Raw genomic sequence first — 16,516 nt, forward strand, 5'->3', positions numbered from 1 at the left:
CCGGTGCGGTTCCCCCTGACGGTTCGTGTTCCGCGCCACGCGTGAAAGCCGGCACCGCAGCCGGCTTTCGCATGGCGCGAAGACGATCGCGTGTTCCGGGATACCGGGGAGGGCGCCGGCCGGTCGGTCGGGTAATGGCAGGATTGCGGGCCTGTCCGAGTTGTTTAGAATGGGTGTATGGCGATTATCCCGGACAAGCAGGACAGTACCGTCCTGGAACGCAAGCAGCAGAAGCTCAAGCCGCCTTCGATGTACAAGGTGGTGCTGCTGAACGACGACTTCACGCCGATGGAGTTCGTCGTGATGGTGGTCCAGGAGTATTTCAAGAAGGATCGCGAGACGGCCACGCAGATCATGCTGAAGGTCCATCGCGAAGGGCGAGGGGTTTGTGGGGTCTATACGCGGGACATCGCGTCGACCAAGGTTGAGCAAGTCGTTACCCATGCGCGGCAGGCCGGGCATCCGCTGCAGTGCGTGATGGAGGAAGCATGATTGCCCAGGAATTGGAAGTCAGCCTGCACATGGCGTTCATGGAAGCACGCCAGGCGCGCCATGAGTTCATTACGGTCGAGCATCTGCTGCTGGCCCTGCTGGATAATCCGACGGCAGCCGAGGTGTTGCGCGCGTGCGCGGCAAACATCGAGGACCTGCGTCAGAACCTGCGCAATTTCATCCACGACAACACACCTACCGTCCCGGGCACCGACGACGTCGATACCCAGCCGACGCTCGGTTTCCAGCGCGTGATCCAGCGCGCGATCATGCACGTCCAGTCGACGTCGAACGGCAAGAAGGAAGTGACCGGCGCGAACGTGCTGGTCGCGATCTTCGGCGAGAAGGATTCGCACGCGGTGTACTACCTGCAGCAGCAGGGCGTCACGCGCCTCGACGTCGTGAACTTCATTTCGCACGGCATCGCGAAGACGAACGGCGGCGAGGCCGCCAAGTCGACCGACGCGAACGCGGAAAGCGAAGACGCGAATGCGCAGAAGGAAACGCCGCTCGCGCAGTTCACGCAGAACCTGAACCAGATGGCGAAGGACGGCCGCATCGATCCGCTGATCGGTCGCGAGCCCGAGGTCGAGCGCGTCGTGCAGGTGCTGTGCCGCCGCCGCAAGAACAATCCGCTGCTCGTCGGCGAGGCCGGCGTCGGCAAGACCGCGATCGCGGAAGGGCTCGCCTATCGCATCACGCGCGGCGAAGTGCCCGACATCCTCGCGAATGCGCAGGTCTACTCGCTCGACATGGGCGCATTGCTCGCGGGCACCAAGTATCGCGGCGATTTCGAGCAGCGCCTGAAGACGGTGCTGAAGGAACTGAAGGAGCGCCCGCACGCGATCCTGTTCATCGACGAGATCCATACGCTGATCGGCGCGGGCGCCGCGTCGGGCGGCACGCTCGATGCGTCGAACCTGCTGAAGCCGGCGCTGTCGTCGGGCACGCTCAAGTGCATCGGCGCGACCACGTTCACCGAGTATCGCGGCATCTTCGAGAAGGACGCGGCGCTGTCGCGGCGCTTCCAGAAGGTCGACGTGACGGAGCCGACCGTCGAGCAGACGGTCGCGATCCTGCGCGGGCTGAAGTCGCGCTTCGAGGAGCATCACGGCGTCAAGTATTCGTCGGGTGCGCTGTCGGCCGCGGCCGAACTGTCGGCGCGCTTCATCACCGACCGTCACCTGCCGGACAAGGCGATCGACGTGATCGACGAGGCGGGCGCCGCGCAGCGCATCCTGCCGAAGTCGAAGCAGAAGAAGACGATCGGCAAGAGCGAGATCGAGGAAATCATCTCGAAGATCGCGCGCGTGCCGGCGCAGAGCGTGTCGCAGGACGATCGCAGCAAGCTGCAGACGCTCGACCGCGACCTGAAGAGCGTCGTGTTCGGCCAGGATCCGGCGATCGACGCGCTGGCGGCATCGATCAAGATGGCGCGCGCGGGCCTCGGCAAGATGGACAAGCCGATCGGTTCGTTCCTGTTCTCCGGCCCGACCGGCGTCGGCAAGACCGAAGTGGCGCGCCAGCTCGCGTTCACGCTCGGCATCGAGCTGATCCGCTTCGACATGTCGGAATACATGGAGCGTCATGCGGTGAGCCGGCTGATCGGCGCGCCGCCGGGCTACGTCGGGTTCGACCAGGGCGGGCTGCTGACCGAAGCCGTCACGAAGAAGCCGCATTGCGTGCTGCTGCTCGACGAAATCGAGAAGGCGCACCCGGACATCTTCAACGTGCTGCTGCAGGTGATGGACCACGGCACGCTGACGGACAACAACGGCCGCAAGGCGGATTTCCGCAACGTCATCATCATCATGACGACGAACGCGGGCGCCGAGTCGATGCAGAAGGCGACGATCGGCTTCACGACGCGCCGCGAAACGGGCGACGAGATGACCGACATCAAGCGCCTGTTCACGCCGGAATTCCGCAACCGCCTGGATTCGATCATCAGCTTCCGCTCGCTCGATGAGGAAATCATCATGCGCGTGGTCGACAAGTTCCTGATCCAGCTCGAGGAGCAGCTGCACGAGAAGAAGGTCGATGCGCTCTTCACCGACGCGTTGCGCAAGCATCTCGCGAAGCACGGCTTCGACCCGCTGATGGGCGCGCGGCCGATGCAGCGGCTGATCCAGGATACGATCCGTCGCGCGCTGGCCGACGAGTTGCTGTTCGGCAAGCTCGTCAACGGCGGTCACGTGACCGTCGACGTCGACGAAAACGACAAGGTGCAGTTGTCGTTCGACAAGCTGGCGAATCCGCCGCACAAGCCGAACGAAGAGACGGTCGAAGTCGAGTAAGCGATAATTCGTTGTTCATGCGAACGGCGCGGGAAGTTCTCCGCGCCGTTTCGTTTTATCCGGCGCCGGCGGCGCAATGGTGGTGCAGGGGAGTGGTAACGCAGTGACACAACAACAACGGTCGTTCGACAACATCGTCGCGCGCGAACAAGGGTTGCGCCACGCGCTGACGTCGGGGCAGATGGCGATGATCGCGATCGGCGGCGCGATCGGCACGGGGCTGTTCCTCGGCAGCGGGTTCGCGATCGGGCTCGCCGGCCCAAGCGTGCTGGTCTCGTATGCGATCGGCGCGTTGATCGCGCTGCTGCTGATGGGCGCGCTCGCGGAAATGACCGTCGCGCATCCGACGGCCGGCTCGTTCGGCGCGTATGCCGAACACTACGTCGGCCCGCTCGCGGGTTTCCTGGTGCGTTATGCGTACTGGTTCGCGGTCGTGTTCGCGATCGGCACCGAGATCAGCGCGATTGCCGTGTTCATGAAGTACTGGTTTCCGGCCGTGCCTGGCTGGTACTGGGTGATCGGCTTTTCCGCGCTGCTGATCGCGGTGAACCTCGCGAGCGTCACGCTGTACGGCTCGGTCGAATATGCGTTCTCGCTGCTGAAGATTGCGGCGATCGTCGTGTTCATCGTGCTCGGCGCGTCCCTCGTGTGGTCGGCGCCGGCCGCATCGGGCATCGGCTTCGCGAACTACACCGCGCACGGCGGCTTCATGCCGAAGGGGCCGTGGGGCACCTGGGTCGCGGTGATCGTCGCGATCTTCAGCTACATGAGCATCGAGGCCGTCGCGATCGCAGCCGGCGAGGCGCGCGATCCGCAGCACGCGGTCACGCGCGCGTTCCGCTCGACGGTGTTCCGGCTGGTGCTGTTCTACCTGCTGACGCTGTCCCTGATGCTCGCGATCGTGCCGTGGACGCAGGCCGGCACCGACGAAAGCCCGTTCGTGAAGGTGATGGCCGCGACGCACGTGCCGTACGCGGCGGGTGTGATCAACTTCGTGCTGCTGATCGCGGCGCTGTCGGCGATGAACAGCCAGCTCTACGTGACGACGCGGATGATGTTCAGCCTGTCGCGCGCGCGGCTCGCGCCCGCGGTGTTCGGCCGGCTCGGCACGAACGGCGTGCCGCGTGCGGCGCTGTGGATCTCGACGAGCGGCGTCGCGGTGGCGGCCGTGCTGGTCGCGCTCGCGCCCGACACGGCGTTCACCGTGATGATGGCGATCGCGATGTTCGGCGCGCTGTTCACATGGCTGATGATCTTCGTCACGCACCTGTGCTTTCGTTCGCAGTATCGCGGCCCCGCGCTCCCGTTCCGGATGTGGGGTCACCCGTTCGGCGGCCTGCTCGGCGCGGGGCTCGTCGCGGCGATCCTGTTCACGACCGCGTTCACGCGCGAATTCCGGATGACGATGGTGGTCGGTGTCGTGTTCGTCGTGCTGCTGACGCTCGCGTATGCGCTGCACTATCGGCACCAGCACGCACGCTGACCGCGCCCGCCGGCCATTCCGTTCTTCACATTCGCTAAGGTTCCGTTAAGCCGGCGGCGACTACATTCGATCCTGTCTGCAACGCGGGCCGGCACGCGCCGGCTCGCCGCTTTCCTGCAAAAGGGGTTCGAATGAACAAACTTCCCGAAATCACGCTTGCGTTCTGGATCATGAAGATCTGCGCGACGACGCTCGGCGAAACCGGCGGCGACCTGCTGTCGATGACGCTGAACGTCGGCTATGCGGTGAGCTCGATCCTGCTGTTCGGCTTCTTTCTTGTGACGCTGGGCACGCAGCTCAAGACGACGGCCTATCGTCCGGCGATCTACTGGGCCGTGATCGTCGCGACGAGCACGGCCGGCACGACGATGTCCGACTTCATGGACCGCACGCTCGGCCTCGGTTATGCGGCCGGCTCGTCGATACTCGTCGCGATCCTGCTGGCGATCTTCGCGGTCTGGCGGCTCAGCGGCGAATCGCTGTCGGTCGACCTGATCCGCACGCGCAAGGTCGAGTTGCTGTACTGGATCGCGATCCTGTTTTCGAACACGCTCGGCACCGCGCTCGGCGATTTCCTCGCGGACAGCTCGGGCCTCGGTTTCGGCGGCGGCGCGCTGCTGATCGGTGGGTTGCTTGCGGTGATCGTGCTCGCGCACTATTTCACGCGGATTTCCGGCGTGCTGCTGTTCTGGGCTGCGTTCGTGCTCACGCGCCCGTTCGGCGCGACGGTCGGCGACCTGCTGACGAAGCCGGTCGCGAAGGGCGGCCTCGCGCTCGGTACGGTCGGTTCGTCGGCCGTGCTACTCGGCGTGCTGGTCGCGTTGGTGATCCATGCGAGCATCGCGCAGGCGCGGCGACGCGAACCGGTACCCGCGCGAATCGCGCAGCCGGCCAGCGAATGACGGCGATCGACGGCGAACGAAAAAAAGGGCCTCGCGGCCCTTTTTTTGTGTGTTGCGTCGTTCAGTGACGGCCGGTGCTGCCGAAGCCGCCTGCGCCGCGATCGCTTTCCGCGAAGTCGTCGACGATGTTGAACTGCGCCTGCACGACCGGCACGATCACGAGCTGCGCGAGCCGTTCGAACGGGTTCAGCACGAACTCGGTCTGGCCGCGATTCCACGTCGAGACCATCAACTGGCCCTGATAGTCGGAGTCGATCAGGCCGACGAGGTTGCCGAGCACGATCCCGTGCTTGTGGCCGAGGCCCGAGCGCGGCAGGATCAGCGCCGCATAGCCGGGGTCGGCGAGGTGGATCGCAAGGCCGGTCGGCACAAGCGTCGTTTCGCCCGGCTGCAGCGTGACCGGCGCGTCGAGGCACGCGCGCAGGTCGAGGCCCGCGCTGCCGCTGGTCGCATAGGCGGGCAGGTAGTCGCGCATGCGCGCGTCGAGAATCTTCAGGTCGAGTTTCATGCGGTCGTCGAATCGGTCGGGAAGGGCGCGGCGGCGAGGGCTGCCGCGCGGGAGATCAGATCAGGCGGTTGTCGGGCAGGCGCTTCGCGATTTCCGCGACGAGCGCGTGCGCGAGTTCGTCCTTTGGCGCGCGCGGCAGGCGCGTGAGGCCGGCGGCTTCGAACAGCACGACTTCGTTGTCGTCGCGGCCGAACGTCAGCGGGCCGAGGTTGCCGACGAGCAGCGGCACGTTCTTGCGTTTGCGCTTCTCGTCGCCGTGCACGTCGAGGTCGCCGCTTTCGGCCGCGAACCCGACGCAGAACGGCGGATTGGGCAGCGCCGCGACCGACGCGAGGATGTCGGGGTTCTCGACGAATGCGAGCGCCGGCATCTTGCGGTCGGCCGTCTTCTTCATCTTGTGCTCGGCTGGCTGGTCGACGCGCCAGTCGGCGACCGCAGCCACCGCGATGAAGATGTCGGCATCGGCGACTGCTTGCATCACCGCGTCGTACATCTGCTGCGCGGTCTGCACGTCCTGGCGGGTCACGCCCCACGGCGTGTCGAGCGCGACCGGCCCCGCGACGAGATGCACGTCGGCGCCGGCCTGCTGCGCGGCGCGCGCGAGCGCGAAGCCCATCTTGCCGCTCGAACGGTTCGTGAGGCCGCGCACCGGGTCGAGCGGTTCGAACGTCGGCCCGGCGGTGATCAGCACGCGGCGGTGCGCGAGCACCTTCGGCGCGAAGTGCGCGACGATCGCTTCATAGATCGCGTCGGGTTCGAGCATGCGGCCGTCGCCGACTTCGCCGCACGCCTGCGCGCCCGAATCCGGGCCGAGCACCGACACGCCGTCCGCGCGCAGTTGCGCGACGTTGCGCTGCGTGGCCGGGTTTTGCCACATCTGGCGGTTCATCGCGGGAACGACGAGCAGCGGACAATCGCGCGCGACGCATAGCGTCGACAGCAGGTCGTCCGCGAATCCGTGCGCGAGCTTCGCGAGGAAATCCGTCGACGCGGGCGCGATCACGATCGCGTCGGCTTCGCGCGACAGGTCGATGTGCGCCATGTTGTTGTCGATGCGCGCGTCCCACTGGCTCGTATAAACGGGCCGGCCCGACAGCGCCTGCATCGTGACGGGCGTGATGAATTGCGTGGCGGCGTCGGTCATCGCGACCTGCACGGTCGCGCCGGCCTTCGTGAGCAGCCGCGTGAGCTCGGCGATCTTGTAGCAGGCGATGCCGCCCGTCAGGCCGAGAACGAGGTGTTTTCCTGCGAGTTCTGCGTGTGCCAACTCAGGCCTCCAAGGGTCAAACGGGACGGCCGGCGCGAGGCCGGCCGTCGACGCCGAGTATGCGCGCTTAGCGCGAGCCGCGCACGCGACGCAGTTCGTCGTAGATCAGCAGCACCGCGCCGACCGTGATCGCGGAATCGGCGAGGTTGAACGCCGGGAAGTGCCAGGCGCCGAGGTGGAAATCGAGGAAGTCGATCACGTGGCCGTACACGAGCCGGTCGATCACGTTGCCGAGCGCGCCGCCGAGGATCAGCGCGAGCGACACGCTGAACAGCCGCTGGTGACCGTGGCGCTTCAGCAGGAAGCAGATCACGAGCGTCGCGCCGATGCCGAGCGCGGTGAACGCCCAGCGCTGCCAGCCGCTCGCGGTCGACAGGAAGCCGAACGCGGCGCCGCGGTTGTACACCAGCACGAGGTTGAAGAACGACGTCAGCGCATGCTGCGCGCCGTACGCGAACGTTTTCAGGATCGCGATCTTCGACAGTTGATCGAACAGGATCACGATCAGCGAAATGCCGAGCCAGGGCGCAAGCGCGCCGCTGGCCGGTTTCGACAGGGTTTTCGCCATAGTTAAGCAGCGCTCCGGATTTCGCCGTTTTCAAAGAGGTTCGAGAAGCAGCGGCCGCACAGCGTCGGATGATCGGCGTGCGCGCCGACATCTTCGCGGTAGTGCCAGCAGCGTTCGCACTTCTGGTACTTCGATGCGGCCACGTCGACGCTTTCCTGCGCTTCGTCGTCGACCTTGACGACCGTCGCGGCCGACGTGATCAGCACGAACTTCAGGTCTTCGCCGAGGCTCGTGAGCGCGTCGTAGCGCGCGCCGCTCGCGTGCACGGCCACTTCGGCCTGCAGCGACGAACCGATGCGGTTCGCGGTGCGCGCTTCCTCGAGCGCCTTCGTCACGTTGCCGCGCACGTCGCGCAGCAGCGCCCACTTCTCGATCAGCGCGGCCGAGCTGGCGACTTCCGGATACGCATAGTAGGTTTCCGTGAAGATCGTGTCGCTGGCCGGCTGGAACACCTTCCATGCCTCTTCGGCCGTGAACGACAGGAACGGCGCGAGCACGCGCAGCAGGCCGTGCGTCAGGTGGTACAGCGCCGTCTGCGCGGAGCGGCGTGCGCGCGAATCGGTCGCGCTCGTGTACAGGCGATCCTTCAGCACGTCGAGGTAGAAGCCGCCGAGATCCTCCGAGCAGTACGTCTGCAGCTTCGCGACGACCGGGTGGAATTCGTACTTCTCGTAATGGCCGAGCAGTTCCGCCTGCAGTTGCGCCGAGAACGCGACCGCATAACGGTCGATCTCGAGCCATTCGCCGACCGGTACCGCGTGCTGCGTGTAGTCGAAGTCCGACAGGTTCGCGAGCAGGAAGCGCAGCGTGTTGCGGATGCGGCGATAACCTTCGGTCACGCGCTTCAGGATTTCCTCGGAGATCGCGAGCTCGCCCGAGTAGTCGGTCGACGCGATCCACAGGCGGATGATTTCCGCACCGAGGCGGTTCGCGACTTCATGCGGGTCGATGCCGTTGCCGAGCGACTTGCTCATCTTGCGGCCTTCGCCGTCGACCGTGAAGCCGTGCGTGAGCAGGCCCTTGTACGGTGCGTGGCCGTCGATCATCGACGCGGTCAGCAGCGACGAGTGGAACCAGCCGCGATGCTGGTCCGAGCCTTCGAGGTACAGGTCGGCCGGGAACTGCAGTTGATCCTTGTGCGAGCCACGCAGCACGTGCCAGTGCGTCGTACCCGAATCGAACCACACGTCGAGCGTGTCGCGGTTCTTTTCGTACAGGTTCGCGTCGTCGCCGATCAGCTCGCGCGGGTCGAGCGTCTGCCACGCCTCGATGCCCGACTGCTCGACGCGCTTCGCGACTTCCTCGAGCAGCTCGAGCGTGCGCGGGTGCAGCTCGCCGGTTTCCTTGTGCACGAAGAACGCCATCGGCACGCCCCATTGGCGTTGGCGCGACAGCGTCCAGTCGGGACGGTTTGCGATCATGCTGAACAGGCGCTGCTTGCCCCACGACGGGTAGAACGCGGTCGCGTCGACGCCTTCGAGCGCCGTTTCGCGCAGCGTCTTGCCGCCGTCGCGCGGCGTCACGTCCATGCCGGCGAACCACTGCGACGTCGCGCGGTAGATGATCGGCGTCTTGTGGCGCCAGCAGTGCATGTAGCTGTGCGTGTACTTCTCGCTGCGCAGCAGCGAGCCGGCCGCGTTCAGCGCGTCGACGATCTTCGGGTTCGCGTCCCAGATCGACAGGCCGCCGAACAGCGGCAGCGATTCGATATAACGACCGTCGCCCATCACCGGGTTGATGAAGTCCGAATCGGTCATCCCGTGCGCCTTGCAGGACATGAAGTCCTCGATGCCGTACGCGGGCGACGAGTGCACGACGCCGGTACCCGTGTCGGTCGTCACGTAATCGCCGAGGTAGACGGGCGCGGTGCGCTTGTAGCCGGGGTGGGCCGGTGCGAGCGGGTGGTGGAAGCGCAGGTTCGCGAGCTTCACGCCCGGCGTGGTCGCGACGACGCGGCCCGTCAGCTTGAACTCTTCCATGCATGCGGCGACGCGCTCTTCGGCGATGATCAGCAGCCCGCGCTCGGTGTCGACCAGTGCGTAGACGATTTCCGGATGGAGGTTCAGCGCCTGGTTCGCCGGGATCGTCCACGGCGTGGTGGTCCAGATCACGATGCCGCCTTCGGCGCGCGGCAGTGCCGGCAGGCCGAACGCGTGAGCGGTCTTTTCCGGTTCCGCGAATGCGAACATCACGTCGATCGTCGGATCGGTGCGGTCCTTGTACTCGACTTCAGCTTCCGCGAGCGCCGAGCCGCAGTCGAAGCACCAGTTCACCGGCTTCAGCCCGCGATACACATAACCCTTTTCGATGATCTTGCCGAGCGCGCGGATCTCTTCCGCCTCGTTGACGAAGTTCATCGTCTTGTACGGGTTGGCCCAGTCGCCGAGCACGCCGAGGCGCTTGAAGCCGACCTTCTGCTTCTCGATCTGCTCGGTCGCATACGCGCGCGCCTTGCTCATCACTTCGGCCGCCGGCAGCGACTTGCCGAACTGCTTCTCGATCTGGATCTCGATCGGCATCCCGTGGCAATCCCAGCCCGGCACGTACGGTGCGTCGAAGCCGGCCATGTTGCGTGACTTGACGACGATGTCCTTCAGGATCTTGTTGACGGCGTGGCCGAGGTGGATGTCGCCGTTCGCATACGGAGGGCCATCGTGCAGGATGAACTTCGGCCGGCCCTTGCTGGCCGCGCGGATCTTCTCGTAGATGCCGCGCTCTTCCCATTCCTTGACCCATTGCGGCTCGCGCTTGGGCAGGTCGCCGCGCATCGGGAACGGCGTGTCGAGCAGGTTGACCGGATACTTGGCCTGCGGTTTCGAATCGGCTTTCTTGTTGCTCATGATGGGATCGCTATCAAATCGGGGGACGCTCGTGCGTCGTGAATCGGGTATGCGCGCGAGTGTGCGGCGCGTGGGTGCGGCGCGGGGCGCCGCCGTCCGGATCAGCTAATTCGGTCGGTTGCCGACGTCGAGAAGCCCGTTGCGCGGCTGCCCGGCGCACGGTCGCGCTCGATGAAATACGCGCGCGCATTCGCGACGTCCAGTGCGATCGCGCGCGACAGCGCCTCGAGATCGTCGAATTTCGCTTCGTCGCGCAGCTTCTTCAGGAATTCGACGCGGATGAGCTTGCCGTATGCATCGCCGTGCCAGTCGAGCAGGTGGACTTCGAGCAGCACGCGCCCAGAATCGTCGACGGTCGGGCGCAGGCCGAGGCTCGCGACGCCCGGCAGCGGAGCGGGGCCGAGGCCGTGCACCTGCACGACGAAGATGCCCGCGAGCGCCGGCCGCTTGTGCGCGATCGGCAGGTTCAGCGTCGGGAAGCCGAGGTCGCGGCCGAGCTTCAGCCCGTGCGCGACGTGGCCGCTGATCGCATAACCGTGGCCGAGCGCCTGCGCGGCGGCGTCGAGATCGCCGGCCGCGAGCGCGGCGCGCACGCCCGAGCTCGAGATGCGCGTGCCGTCGCTGCCGGCCACCGTGCCCATCTGCTCGACTTCGAAGCCGTATTGCTCGCCGGCCGCCTTCAGCGTGTCGAAGGTGCCCGCGCGTTTCGCGCCGTAGCAGAAATCGTCGCCGACCATCATCCAGCGCGTGTGCAGCCCGTTCACCAGCGTGCGCTCGACGAACGCCTGCGGCGACTGGCTCGCGAACGTGTGGTTGAAGTGCTCGACGACCACGCGGTCGACGCCGTGCTCGCGCAGCGCCTCGAGTTTGTCGCGCAGCATCGCGATGCGCGGCGGCGCGCCGGCCGGGTTGAAGAATTCGCGCGGGTGCGGCTCGAAAGTCATCACGCACACGGGCAGGCCGCGCGCGTCCGCTGCCGCGCGCACGCGCGCGAGCAGGGCCTGGTGACCGCGATGGACACCGTCGAAGTTGCCGATCGTCAGCGCGCACGGGGCGCGGCTCTCGGCGTTGGGCAGGCCGCGGAAGACTTTCACGATAGCGGATGCAGCGTCGGGGAATGGGCGGTGGGATGCCGCAAAGCAGAAGATTATAAACGTTCGGGCGGGCCGGCGGCCGAGAAGGCGGGAAACGCGGGGGCGAATGGTAAAATTCGCGGATGAAAAAACTCGTGATCCTGATTTCCGGTCGCGGCAGCAACATGGAGGCCATCGTCCGCGCGTGCGCGCAGGAACGCTGGCCGGCCGAGGTCGCTGCCGTGATCGCCAACCGGCCCGATGCGGCCGGCCTGGCTTTTGCCGCGTCGCACGGGGTGGCGACCGCGGTGGTCGACCACCGGTCGTTCGACGGCCGCGACAGCTTCGACGCGGCGCTCGCCGCCGAGATCGACCGCTTCGCCCCCGATCTCGTGGTCCTCGCGGGCTTCATGCGTATCCTCACGCCGGCATTCGTCAGACGATACGAAGGCCGACTGCTGAACATCCACCCCTCGCTGCTGCCGAGCTTCAAGGGCATCCACACGCACCAGCAGGCGCTCGACGCGGGTGTCGCGCTGCACGGCGCGAGCGTGCACTTCGTGATTCCCGAGCTCGACAGCGGCGCGATCGTCGCGCAGGGCGCGGTGCCGGTGCGCGCGGGCGACGACGCAGCCGCGCTCGCGCGGCGCGTGCTGACGGTCGAGCATGTGCTGTATCCGCGCGCGGTGCGCTGGTTCGTCGAGGGGCGCTTGCGCCTCGAGAACGGCCGGGCAGTGGTGGCGCCGGAAGAGGCGCGCTGGATTTTCGCGGATCAACCGCATACCGAAACGAGTGAGGGCGTATGAAGCTGCACGGATTCCTGATCGGCCAGACCGAGACTTTGCTGGCCGAGGTGCTGAAGTTCGCCGGCCCCGCCGACGCGACGACGAGCCGGTTCTTCCGCGCGCACCCGAAGCTCGGGCATGCCGAGCGCGGCGTGATCGCCGAGGCCGTGTTCGCGGTGCTGCGCCGGAAGATGGAGTTTTCACATCTGGCCGAGAGCGGCACGGGTAGCCCCGCGCGGCGCCTCACGCTGCTCGGCCTGATGCAGACGGCCGGCCGCAATGCGCTGAAGCCGTTCTTGTCCGACACCGAGTCCGCGTGGCTCGAACACGTGTCGAAGATCGATCCGGCGAGCCTGCCGGTGCGCGTGCGCACGAACCTGCCGGACTGGATCTATCAGGCGCTGTCGGCCCGATTCGACGCGGAGGAACTCGGTCAGCTCGCCGCCGCGTTGAACTACCCGGCGCCGCTCGACCTGCGCGCCAACGCGCAGAAGGCGACCCGCGACCAGGTGATCGACGCGCTGCGCGCGAACGGCATCGATGCGGGTGCGACACCGTTTGCGCCGTTCGGCGTGCGCGTGGTCGGCAAGCCGGCGCTGACGCGCCTGAAGCTGTTCGAGGAAGGCGAGATCGAGGTGCAGGACGAGGGTAGCCAGTTGCTGTGCTCGCTGGTCGCGCCGCGCCGCGGCGAGATGGTCGTCGATTTCTGCGCGGGCGCGGGCGGCAAGACGCTCGCGTTGGGCGCGATGATGCGCTCGACCGGGCGCCTCTATGCGTTCGACGTGTCGGAAAAGCGCCTTGCGAAGCTGAAGCCGCGCCTCGCGCGCAGCGGGCTGTCGAACGTGAACCCCGTGCTGATCGACAGCGAGCACGACGCGAAGATCAAGCGGCTCGCCGGCAAGATCGACCGCGTGCTGGTCGACGCGCCGTGCAGCGGCCTCGGCACGCTGCGCCGCAATCCGGACCTGAAGTGGCGCCAGACGCGCACGGCGATCGACGAATTGACGCCGAAACAGGCGTCGATCCTCGCGAGCGCCGCGCGCCTCGTGAAGAAGGGCGGCCGGCTCGTCTACGCGACCTGCAGCGTGCTCGACGCCGAGAACGAGCGCATCGTCGAGCAGTTCCTGGCCGACCATCCCGAGTTCGTGCTGGTGCCTGCGCAGAAGGTGCTGGCCGACCAGCGCATCGAGCTCGAGACGGGCGACTACCTGGCGTTGTGGCCGCACCGTCACGCGACCGACGGCTTCTTTGCCGCGGTGCTCGAGCGGCGCGCGCAGTAACGGCGGCCCGGACGGACGATGGAGAATCTGCAGAGCCGCCTGTTGTCGCACCGGCTGGCATCGGTGATTCGCGATTTTCACCAGCCGGTGATGATCTGGCAGGCGGCGATCCTCGTCGGCGCGCTGTGTTTCGCGTGGGTGGCCGCGCGCTTCGTGCACGGCCGGATCGATGCGCGCCGTCGGGCGGCCGGACGCGCGCCCGGCGCGGGTGCGCAAAGCCTGAAGCGTGCGTTGTTCCCGTTGTTCGGCGGCATCTTCGTGGGGGTCGCGCAGCTCGCGTTCGACCCGTTCATGTCGACGTCGCTGCTGTCGCTCGCGCTCGTGCCGTTGTTCGGCATCGGGCTGATCTACGTGCTGTTCTTCTTCGCGCGGCGCGTGTTCGCGCGCGACGGCCACACGCATGCGTGGCTGTCGATCGTCGAGAAGATCGTGTCGACCGTCGTGTGGGCCGCGATGGTGCTGACCGTGCTCGGCATCCAGCGCGACGTGCTCGGCTGGCTCGACAGCGTGCAGTTCCGCGTCGCCAATGCGCACCTCACGCTGTTGTCGCTGATTTCCGGCGCGCTGTGGGTGTGCGTGACGCTGATGGTCGCGATGTGGCTCGGCTCGGTGCTCGAGGATCGCCTCACGCGCGCGAGCACGCTCGATGCGAACCTGAAGGTCGTGCTGTCGCGGGTCGGCCGCGCGCTGCTCGTGTTCGCGGCGATCCTGATCGGGCTGTCGCTCGTCGGCATCGACGTGACGGTGCTCGGCGTGTTCGGCGGCGCGGTCGGCGTCGGCCTCGGCTTCGGGCTGCAGAAGATCGCGAGCAACTACGTGTCGGGCTTCATCATCCTGCTCGACCGCTCGCTGCGGCTCGGCGACGCGATCAGCGTCGGCGGCCTGCAGGGCATCGTCACGCAGATCCGTACACGCTACACGGTCGTGCGCGGCCTCGACGGCAACGAGACGCTGATCCCGAACGAGAAGCTGATCACCGACGTCGTGCAGAACCAGTCGTCGTACCTGACGCGCGGCTATGCGAAGGTCGCGGTGCAGGTCGCATATACGAGCGATGTCGAGCACGCGCTCGCGCTGCTCGCCGACGCCGCGAAGGACGTGCCGCGCGTGCTGGCGGAGCCCGCGCCGACCCCGTATCTGGTGAGTTTCGGCGCGGACGGGATCGACCTGGAGCTCGGCTTCTGGATCGAGGATTCGGCGAAAGGCACGTCGGGCGTGCGTTCGGCCGTGAACCGCAACATCTGGCGGCTGTTCAACGAGCACGGGATTTCGATTCCGTTTCCGCAGCGAGAAGTGCGCGTCGTCGGGTTGCCGGACGGTTTTGCCGCCGCGGGCGCGGCGGCGGGGCACGATCCGGCGGCCGGTAACGGCGCGGTGGACGCTCGTGCGCCGGCCGCATAGCGCGCGTCGGTCGTCAATTGTATCGAACCCGCGGTCGGAACCGGATCGCGGGCCTTTCCAAGTCCGCCCGTGGACTGTTCCGGTTGCGCCAGGGCAAGAAAATATTCATTTTTTACAAAGACTTGGAACGGTTGAAGTAAAATCCAAGTCTATTCGCGGTATGCTTTCATTTTTCTGACGCCTGCGCGAGCCGGCGTCGCTCTCATCTCATCACAGGTAACTGCCTTGTTGAATTCCCTGCTCGATTTTCTTTCCCACGGGCTCCTGCATTTTTCGTGGTGGCAGGTCGCGCTGTTCGCGCTCGCCGTCACGCACGTCACGATCATCGGCGTGACGGTCTACCTGCACCGCTGCCAGGCGCACCGCGCGCTGGAGCTGCATCCGATCGCGAGCCATTTCTTCCGGCTCTGGCTGTGGATGACGACCGGCATGCTGACCGGCCAGTGGGCCGCGATTCACCGCAAGCACCATGCGAAGTGCGAGACCGAGGAAGATCCGCACAGCCCGCAGACGCGCGGTATCTGGAAGGTGTTCCTCGAGGGCGCCGAGCTGTATCGCGCGGAAGCGAAGAATGAAGAGACGATGCGCAAGTTCAGCCACGGCACGCCGAACGACTGGATCGAACGCAATCTCTATTCGAAGTACCCGATCCTCGGCGTGAGCATGATGATGGTGATCGATGTCGCGCTGTTCGGCGTGCTCGGCCTGACCGTGTGGGCCGTGCAGATGGTCTGGATTCCGTTCTGGGCGGCGGGCGTCGTCAACGGCTTCGGCCACTTCTGGGGCTACCGCAACTTCAACTCGGCCGATGCGAGCACGAACCTGTTCCCGTGGGGCATCGTGATCGGCGGCGAAGAACTGCACAACAACCACCACACGTTCGCGACGTCGGCGAAGCTGTCGAACAAGTGGTACGAGTTCGACATCGGCTGGATGTACATCCGCATCATGTCGGCGTTCGGTCTCGCGAAAGTGAAGAAGGTCGCGCCGACGCCGCGCCTGAACAAGCCGAAGATGGTGCTCGACCAGGAAACGCTGCAGGCCGTGCTGTCGAACCGCTACGAAGTGATGGCGCGCTACGGCAAGGCCGTGAAGCGTGCGTACCGCCAGGAGCTCGCGCACCTGAAGGAACTCGGTTCGAGCGAGAAGTACCAGTTGATGCGCGGCGCGCGCAAGTGGTTCCACAAGGACGCCGACGGCCTCGACGAGCCGCAGAAGAAGCTGCTGCCGGAAATCTTTGCGAACAGCCAGAAGCTGCACACCTACTTCCAGTTGCGCCAGGATCTCGCCGCGATCTGGGATCGTTCGACCGCGTCGCGCGAACAGCTTCTCGCGCAATTGCAGGATTGGTGCCATCGCGCAGAACAAAGCGGCATCAAGGCGTTGCAGGAATTCGCGATGCGCCTGCGCCGCTACGCCTGATTCGAAATCGATTAGAATCTCAGGACGTCAAAAACCCCGCGTTGGCGGGGTTTTTTCATTTGGGCGACCGGTTTTTGACGGAAGCGATCGGTACGGCTCGAATTCGTATGAGGCTTGGGGCAGCGGCGCAATGGTGCCCCCGGCGAGCGTAGAGGATGGGATCGGAGTAGTGTTGAAGCGCTGATTCTGGTCGACCGC

At 66.1% G+C, this 16,516-nt stretch carries 13 protein-coding genes; 8 read left to right on the forward strand and 5 right to left on the reverse strand.

Annotated features, from left to right (window positions below; genetic code table 11):
• Positions 1-177: 177 nt before the first annotated feature.
• The 4 genes from clpS to OEJ37_RS23515 all read left to right on the forward strand — a co-directional run bounded on the left by clpS (position 178) and on the right by OEJ37_RS23515 (position 5,174).
• Positions 178-492: an ATP-dependent Clp protease adapter ClpS gene (clpS, locus tag OEJ37_RS23500; protein ID WP_006398529.1), complete on the forward strand. Its 315-nt coding sequence runs from the start codon at positions 178-180 to the stop codon at positions 490-492.
• On the forward strand, positions 489-2,789 hold the full coding sequence (gene clpA / locus OEJ37_RS23505; protein ID WP_011657720.1) for an ATP-dependent Clp protease ATP-binding subunit ClpA: 2,301 nt from the start codon (positions 489-491) through the stop codon (positions 2,787-2,789). The genes clpS and clpA overlap by 4 nt, the downstream gene beginning before the upstream one ends.
• A 103-nt stretch (positions 2,790-2,892) precedes the next feature.
• A complete protein-coding gene (locus OEJ37_RS23510) occupies positions 2,893-4,272 on the forward strand; it encodes an amino acid permease (protein WP_174419986.1) in 1,380 nt (459 codons plus the stop codon).
• Positions 4,273-4,403: 131 nt separating this feature from the next.
• Entirely contained in the window at positions 4,404-5,174 is a 771-nt protein-coding gene (locus OEJ37_RS23515; protein WP_174419987.1) for a hypothetical protein, read from the forward strand.
• 61 nt (positions 5,175-5,235) lie between these two features.
• Here OEJ37_RS23515 and dut read toward each other — a convergent pair whose 3' ends face one another.
• The 5 genes from dut to OEJ37_RS23540 all read right to left on the reverse strand — a co-directional run bounded on the left by dut (position 5,236) and on the right by OEJ37_RS23540 (position 11,451).
• Positions 5,236-5,682: a dUTP diphosphatase gene (gene dut / locus OEJ37_RS23520; RefSeq protein WP_174419988.1), complete on the reverse strand. Its 447-nt coding sequence runs from the start codon at positions 5,680-5,682 to the stop codon at positions 5,236-5,238.
• Between the two features lie 55 nt (positions 5,683-5,737).
• Positions 5,738-6,949, reverse strand: a complete 1,212-nt coding sequence (gene coaBC / locus OEJ37_RS23525; RefSeq protein WP_263346046.1) for a bifunctional phosphopantothenoylcysteine decarboxylase/phosphopantothenate--cysteine ligase CoaBC — start codon at positions 6,947-6,949, stop codon at positions 5,738-5,740.
• A 67-nt stretch (positions 6,950-7,016) separates the two neighbouring features.
• Positions 7,017-7,517, reverse strand: a complete 501-nt coding sequence (gene lspA / locus OEJ37_RS23530; RefSeq protein ID WP_047898830.1) for a signal peptidase II — start codon at positions 7,515-7,517, stop codon at positions 7,017-7,019.
• Between the two features lie 2 nt (positions 7,518-7,519).
• On the reverse strand, positions 7,520-10,357 hold the full coding sequence (ileS, locus tag OEJ37_RS23535) for an isoleucine--tRNA ligase (RefSeq protein ID WP_263346048.1): 2,838 nt from the start codon (positions 10,355-10,357) through the stop codon (positions 7,520-7,522).
• 101 nt (positions 10,358-10,458) lie between these two features.
• Positions 10,459-11,451, reverse strand: coding sequence for a bifunctional riboflavin kinase/FAD synthetase (locus OEJ37_RS23540; RefSeq protein WP_096471573.1), 993 nt, complete (start codon positions 11,449-11,451; stop codon positions 10,459-10,461).
• Between the two features lie 122 nt (positions 11,452-11,573).
• On the opposite strand from OEJ37_RS23540, the gene purN reads away from it, so the two are divergent.
• The 4 genes from purN (at position 11,574) to OEJ37_RS23560 (ending at position 16,318) form a co-directional block, all read left to right on the forward strand.
• The gene (gene purN / locus OEJ37_RS23545; protein ID WP_152861111.1) at positions 11,574-12,236 is read left to right on the forward strand and encodes a phosphoribosylglycinamide formyltransferase; all 663 of its coding nucleotides are present in this window, start codon (positions 11,574-11,576) and stop codon (positions 12,234-12,236) included.
• On the forward strand, positions 12,233-13,495 hold the full coding sequence (locus tag OEJ37_RS23550; RefSeq protein ID WP_174419992.1) for an RsmB/NOP family class I SAM-dependent RNA methyltransferase: 1,263 nt from the start codon (positions 12,233-12,235) through the stop codon (positions 13,493-13,495). The genes purN and OEJ37_RS23550 overlap by 4 nt, the downstream gene beginning before the upstream one ends.
• Positions 13,496-13,513: 18 nt before the next feature.
• Complete coding sequence (locus OEJ37_RS23555) at positions 13,514-14,896, forward strand: mechanosensitive ion channel family protein (RefSeq protein ID WP_174419993.1); 1,383 nt, start codon at positions 13,514-13,516, stop codon at positions 14,894-14,896.
• A 225-nt stretch (positions 14,897-15,121) separates the two neighbouring features.
• Entirely contained in the window at positions 15,122-16,318 is a 1,197-nt protein-coding gene (locus tag OEJ37_RS23560; protein ID WP_174419994.1) for an acyl-CoA desaturase, read from the forward strand.
• The last annotated feature ends 198 nt before the right edge of the window (positions 16,319-16,516 follow it).

The organism is Burkholderia sp. BKH01, assembly GCF_025685725.1.
Classification (GTDB): domain Bacteria; phylum Pseudomonadota; class Gammaproteobacteria; order Burkholderiales; family Burkholderiaceae; genus Burkholderia; species Burkholderia pyrrocinia_C.

Bases quoted from the DNA above. Each gene is read 5' to 3' on its own strand.
- OEJ37_RS23555 (WP_174419993.1), top strand. From the start codon at position 13,514: ATGGAGAATCTGCAGAGCCGCCTGTTGTCGCACCGGCTGGCATCGGTG.
- lspA (WP_047898830.1), bottom strand. From the start codon at position 7,517: ATGGCGAAAACCCTGTCGAAACCGGCCAGCGGCGCGCTTGCGCCCTGG.
- dut (WP_174419988.1), bottom strand. From the start codon at position 5,682: ATGAAACTCGACCTGAAGATTCTCGACGCGCGCATGCGCGACTACCTG.
- OEJ37_RS23550 (WP_174419992.1), top strand. From the start codon at position 12,233: ATGAAGCTGCACGGATTCCTGATCGGCCAGACCGAGACTTTGCTGGCC.
- OEJ37_RS23515 (WP_174419987.1), top strand. From the start codon at position 4,404: ATGAACAAACTTCCCGAAATCACGCTTGCGTTCTGGATCATGAAGATC.
- clpA (WP_011657720.1), top strand. From the start codon at position 489: ATGATTGCCCAGGAATTGGAAGTCAGCCTGCACATGGCGTTCATGGAA.
- purN (WP_152861111.1), top strand. From the start codon at position 11,574: ATGAAAAAACTCGTGATCCTGATTTCCGGTCGCGGCAGCAACATGGAG.
- clpS (WP_006398529.1), top strand. From the start codon at position 178: ATGGCGATTATCCCGGACAAGCAGGACAGTACCGTCCTGGAACGCAAG.
- ileS (WP_263346048.1), bottom strand. From the start codon at position 10,357: ATGAGCAACAAGAAAGCCGATTCGAAACCGCAGGCCAAGTATCCGGTC.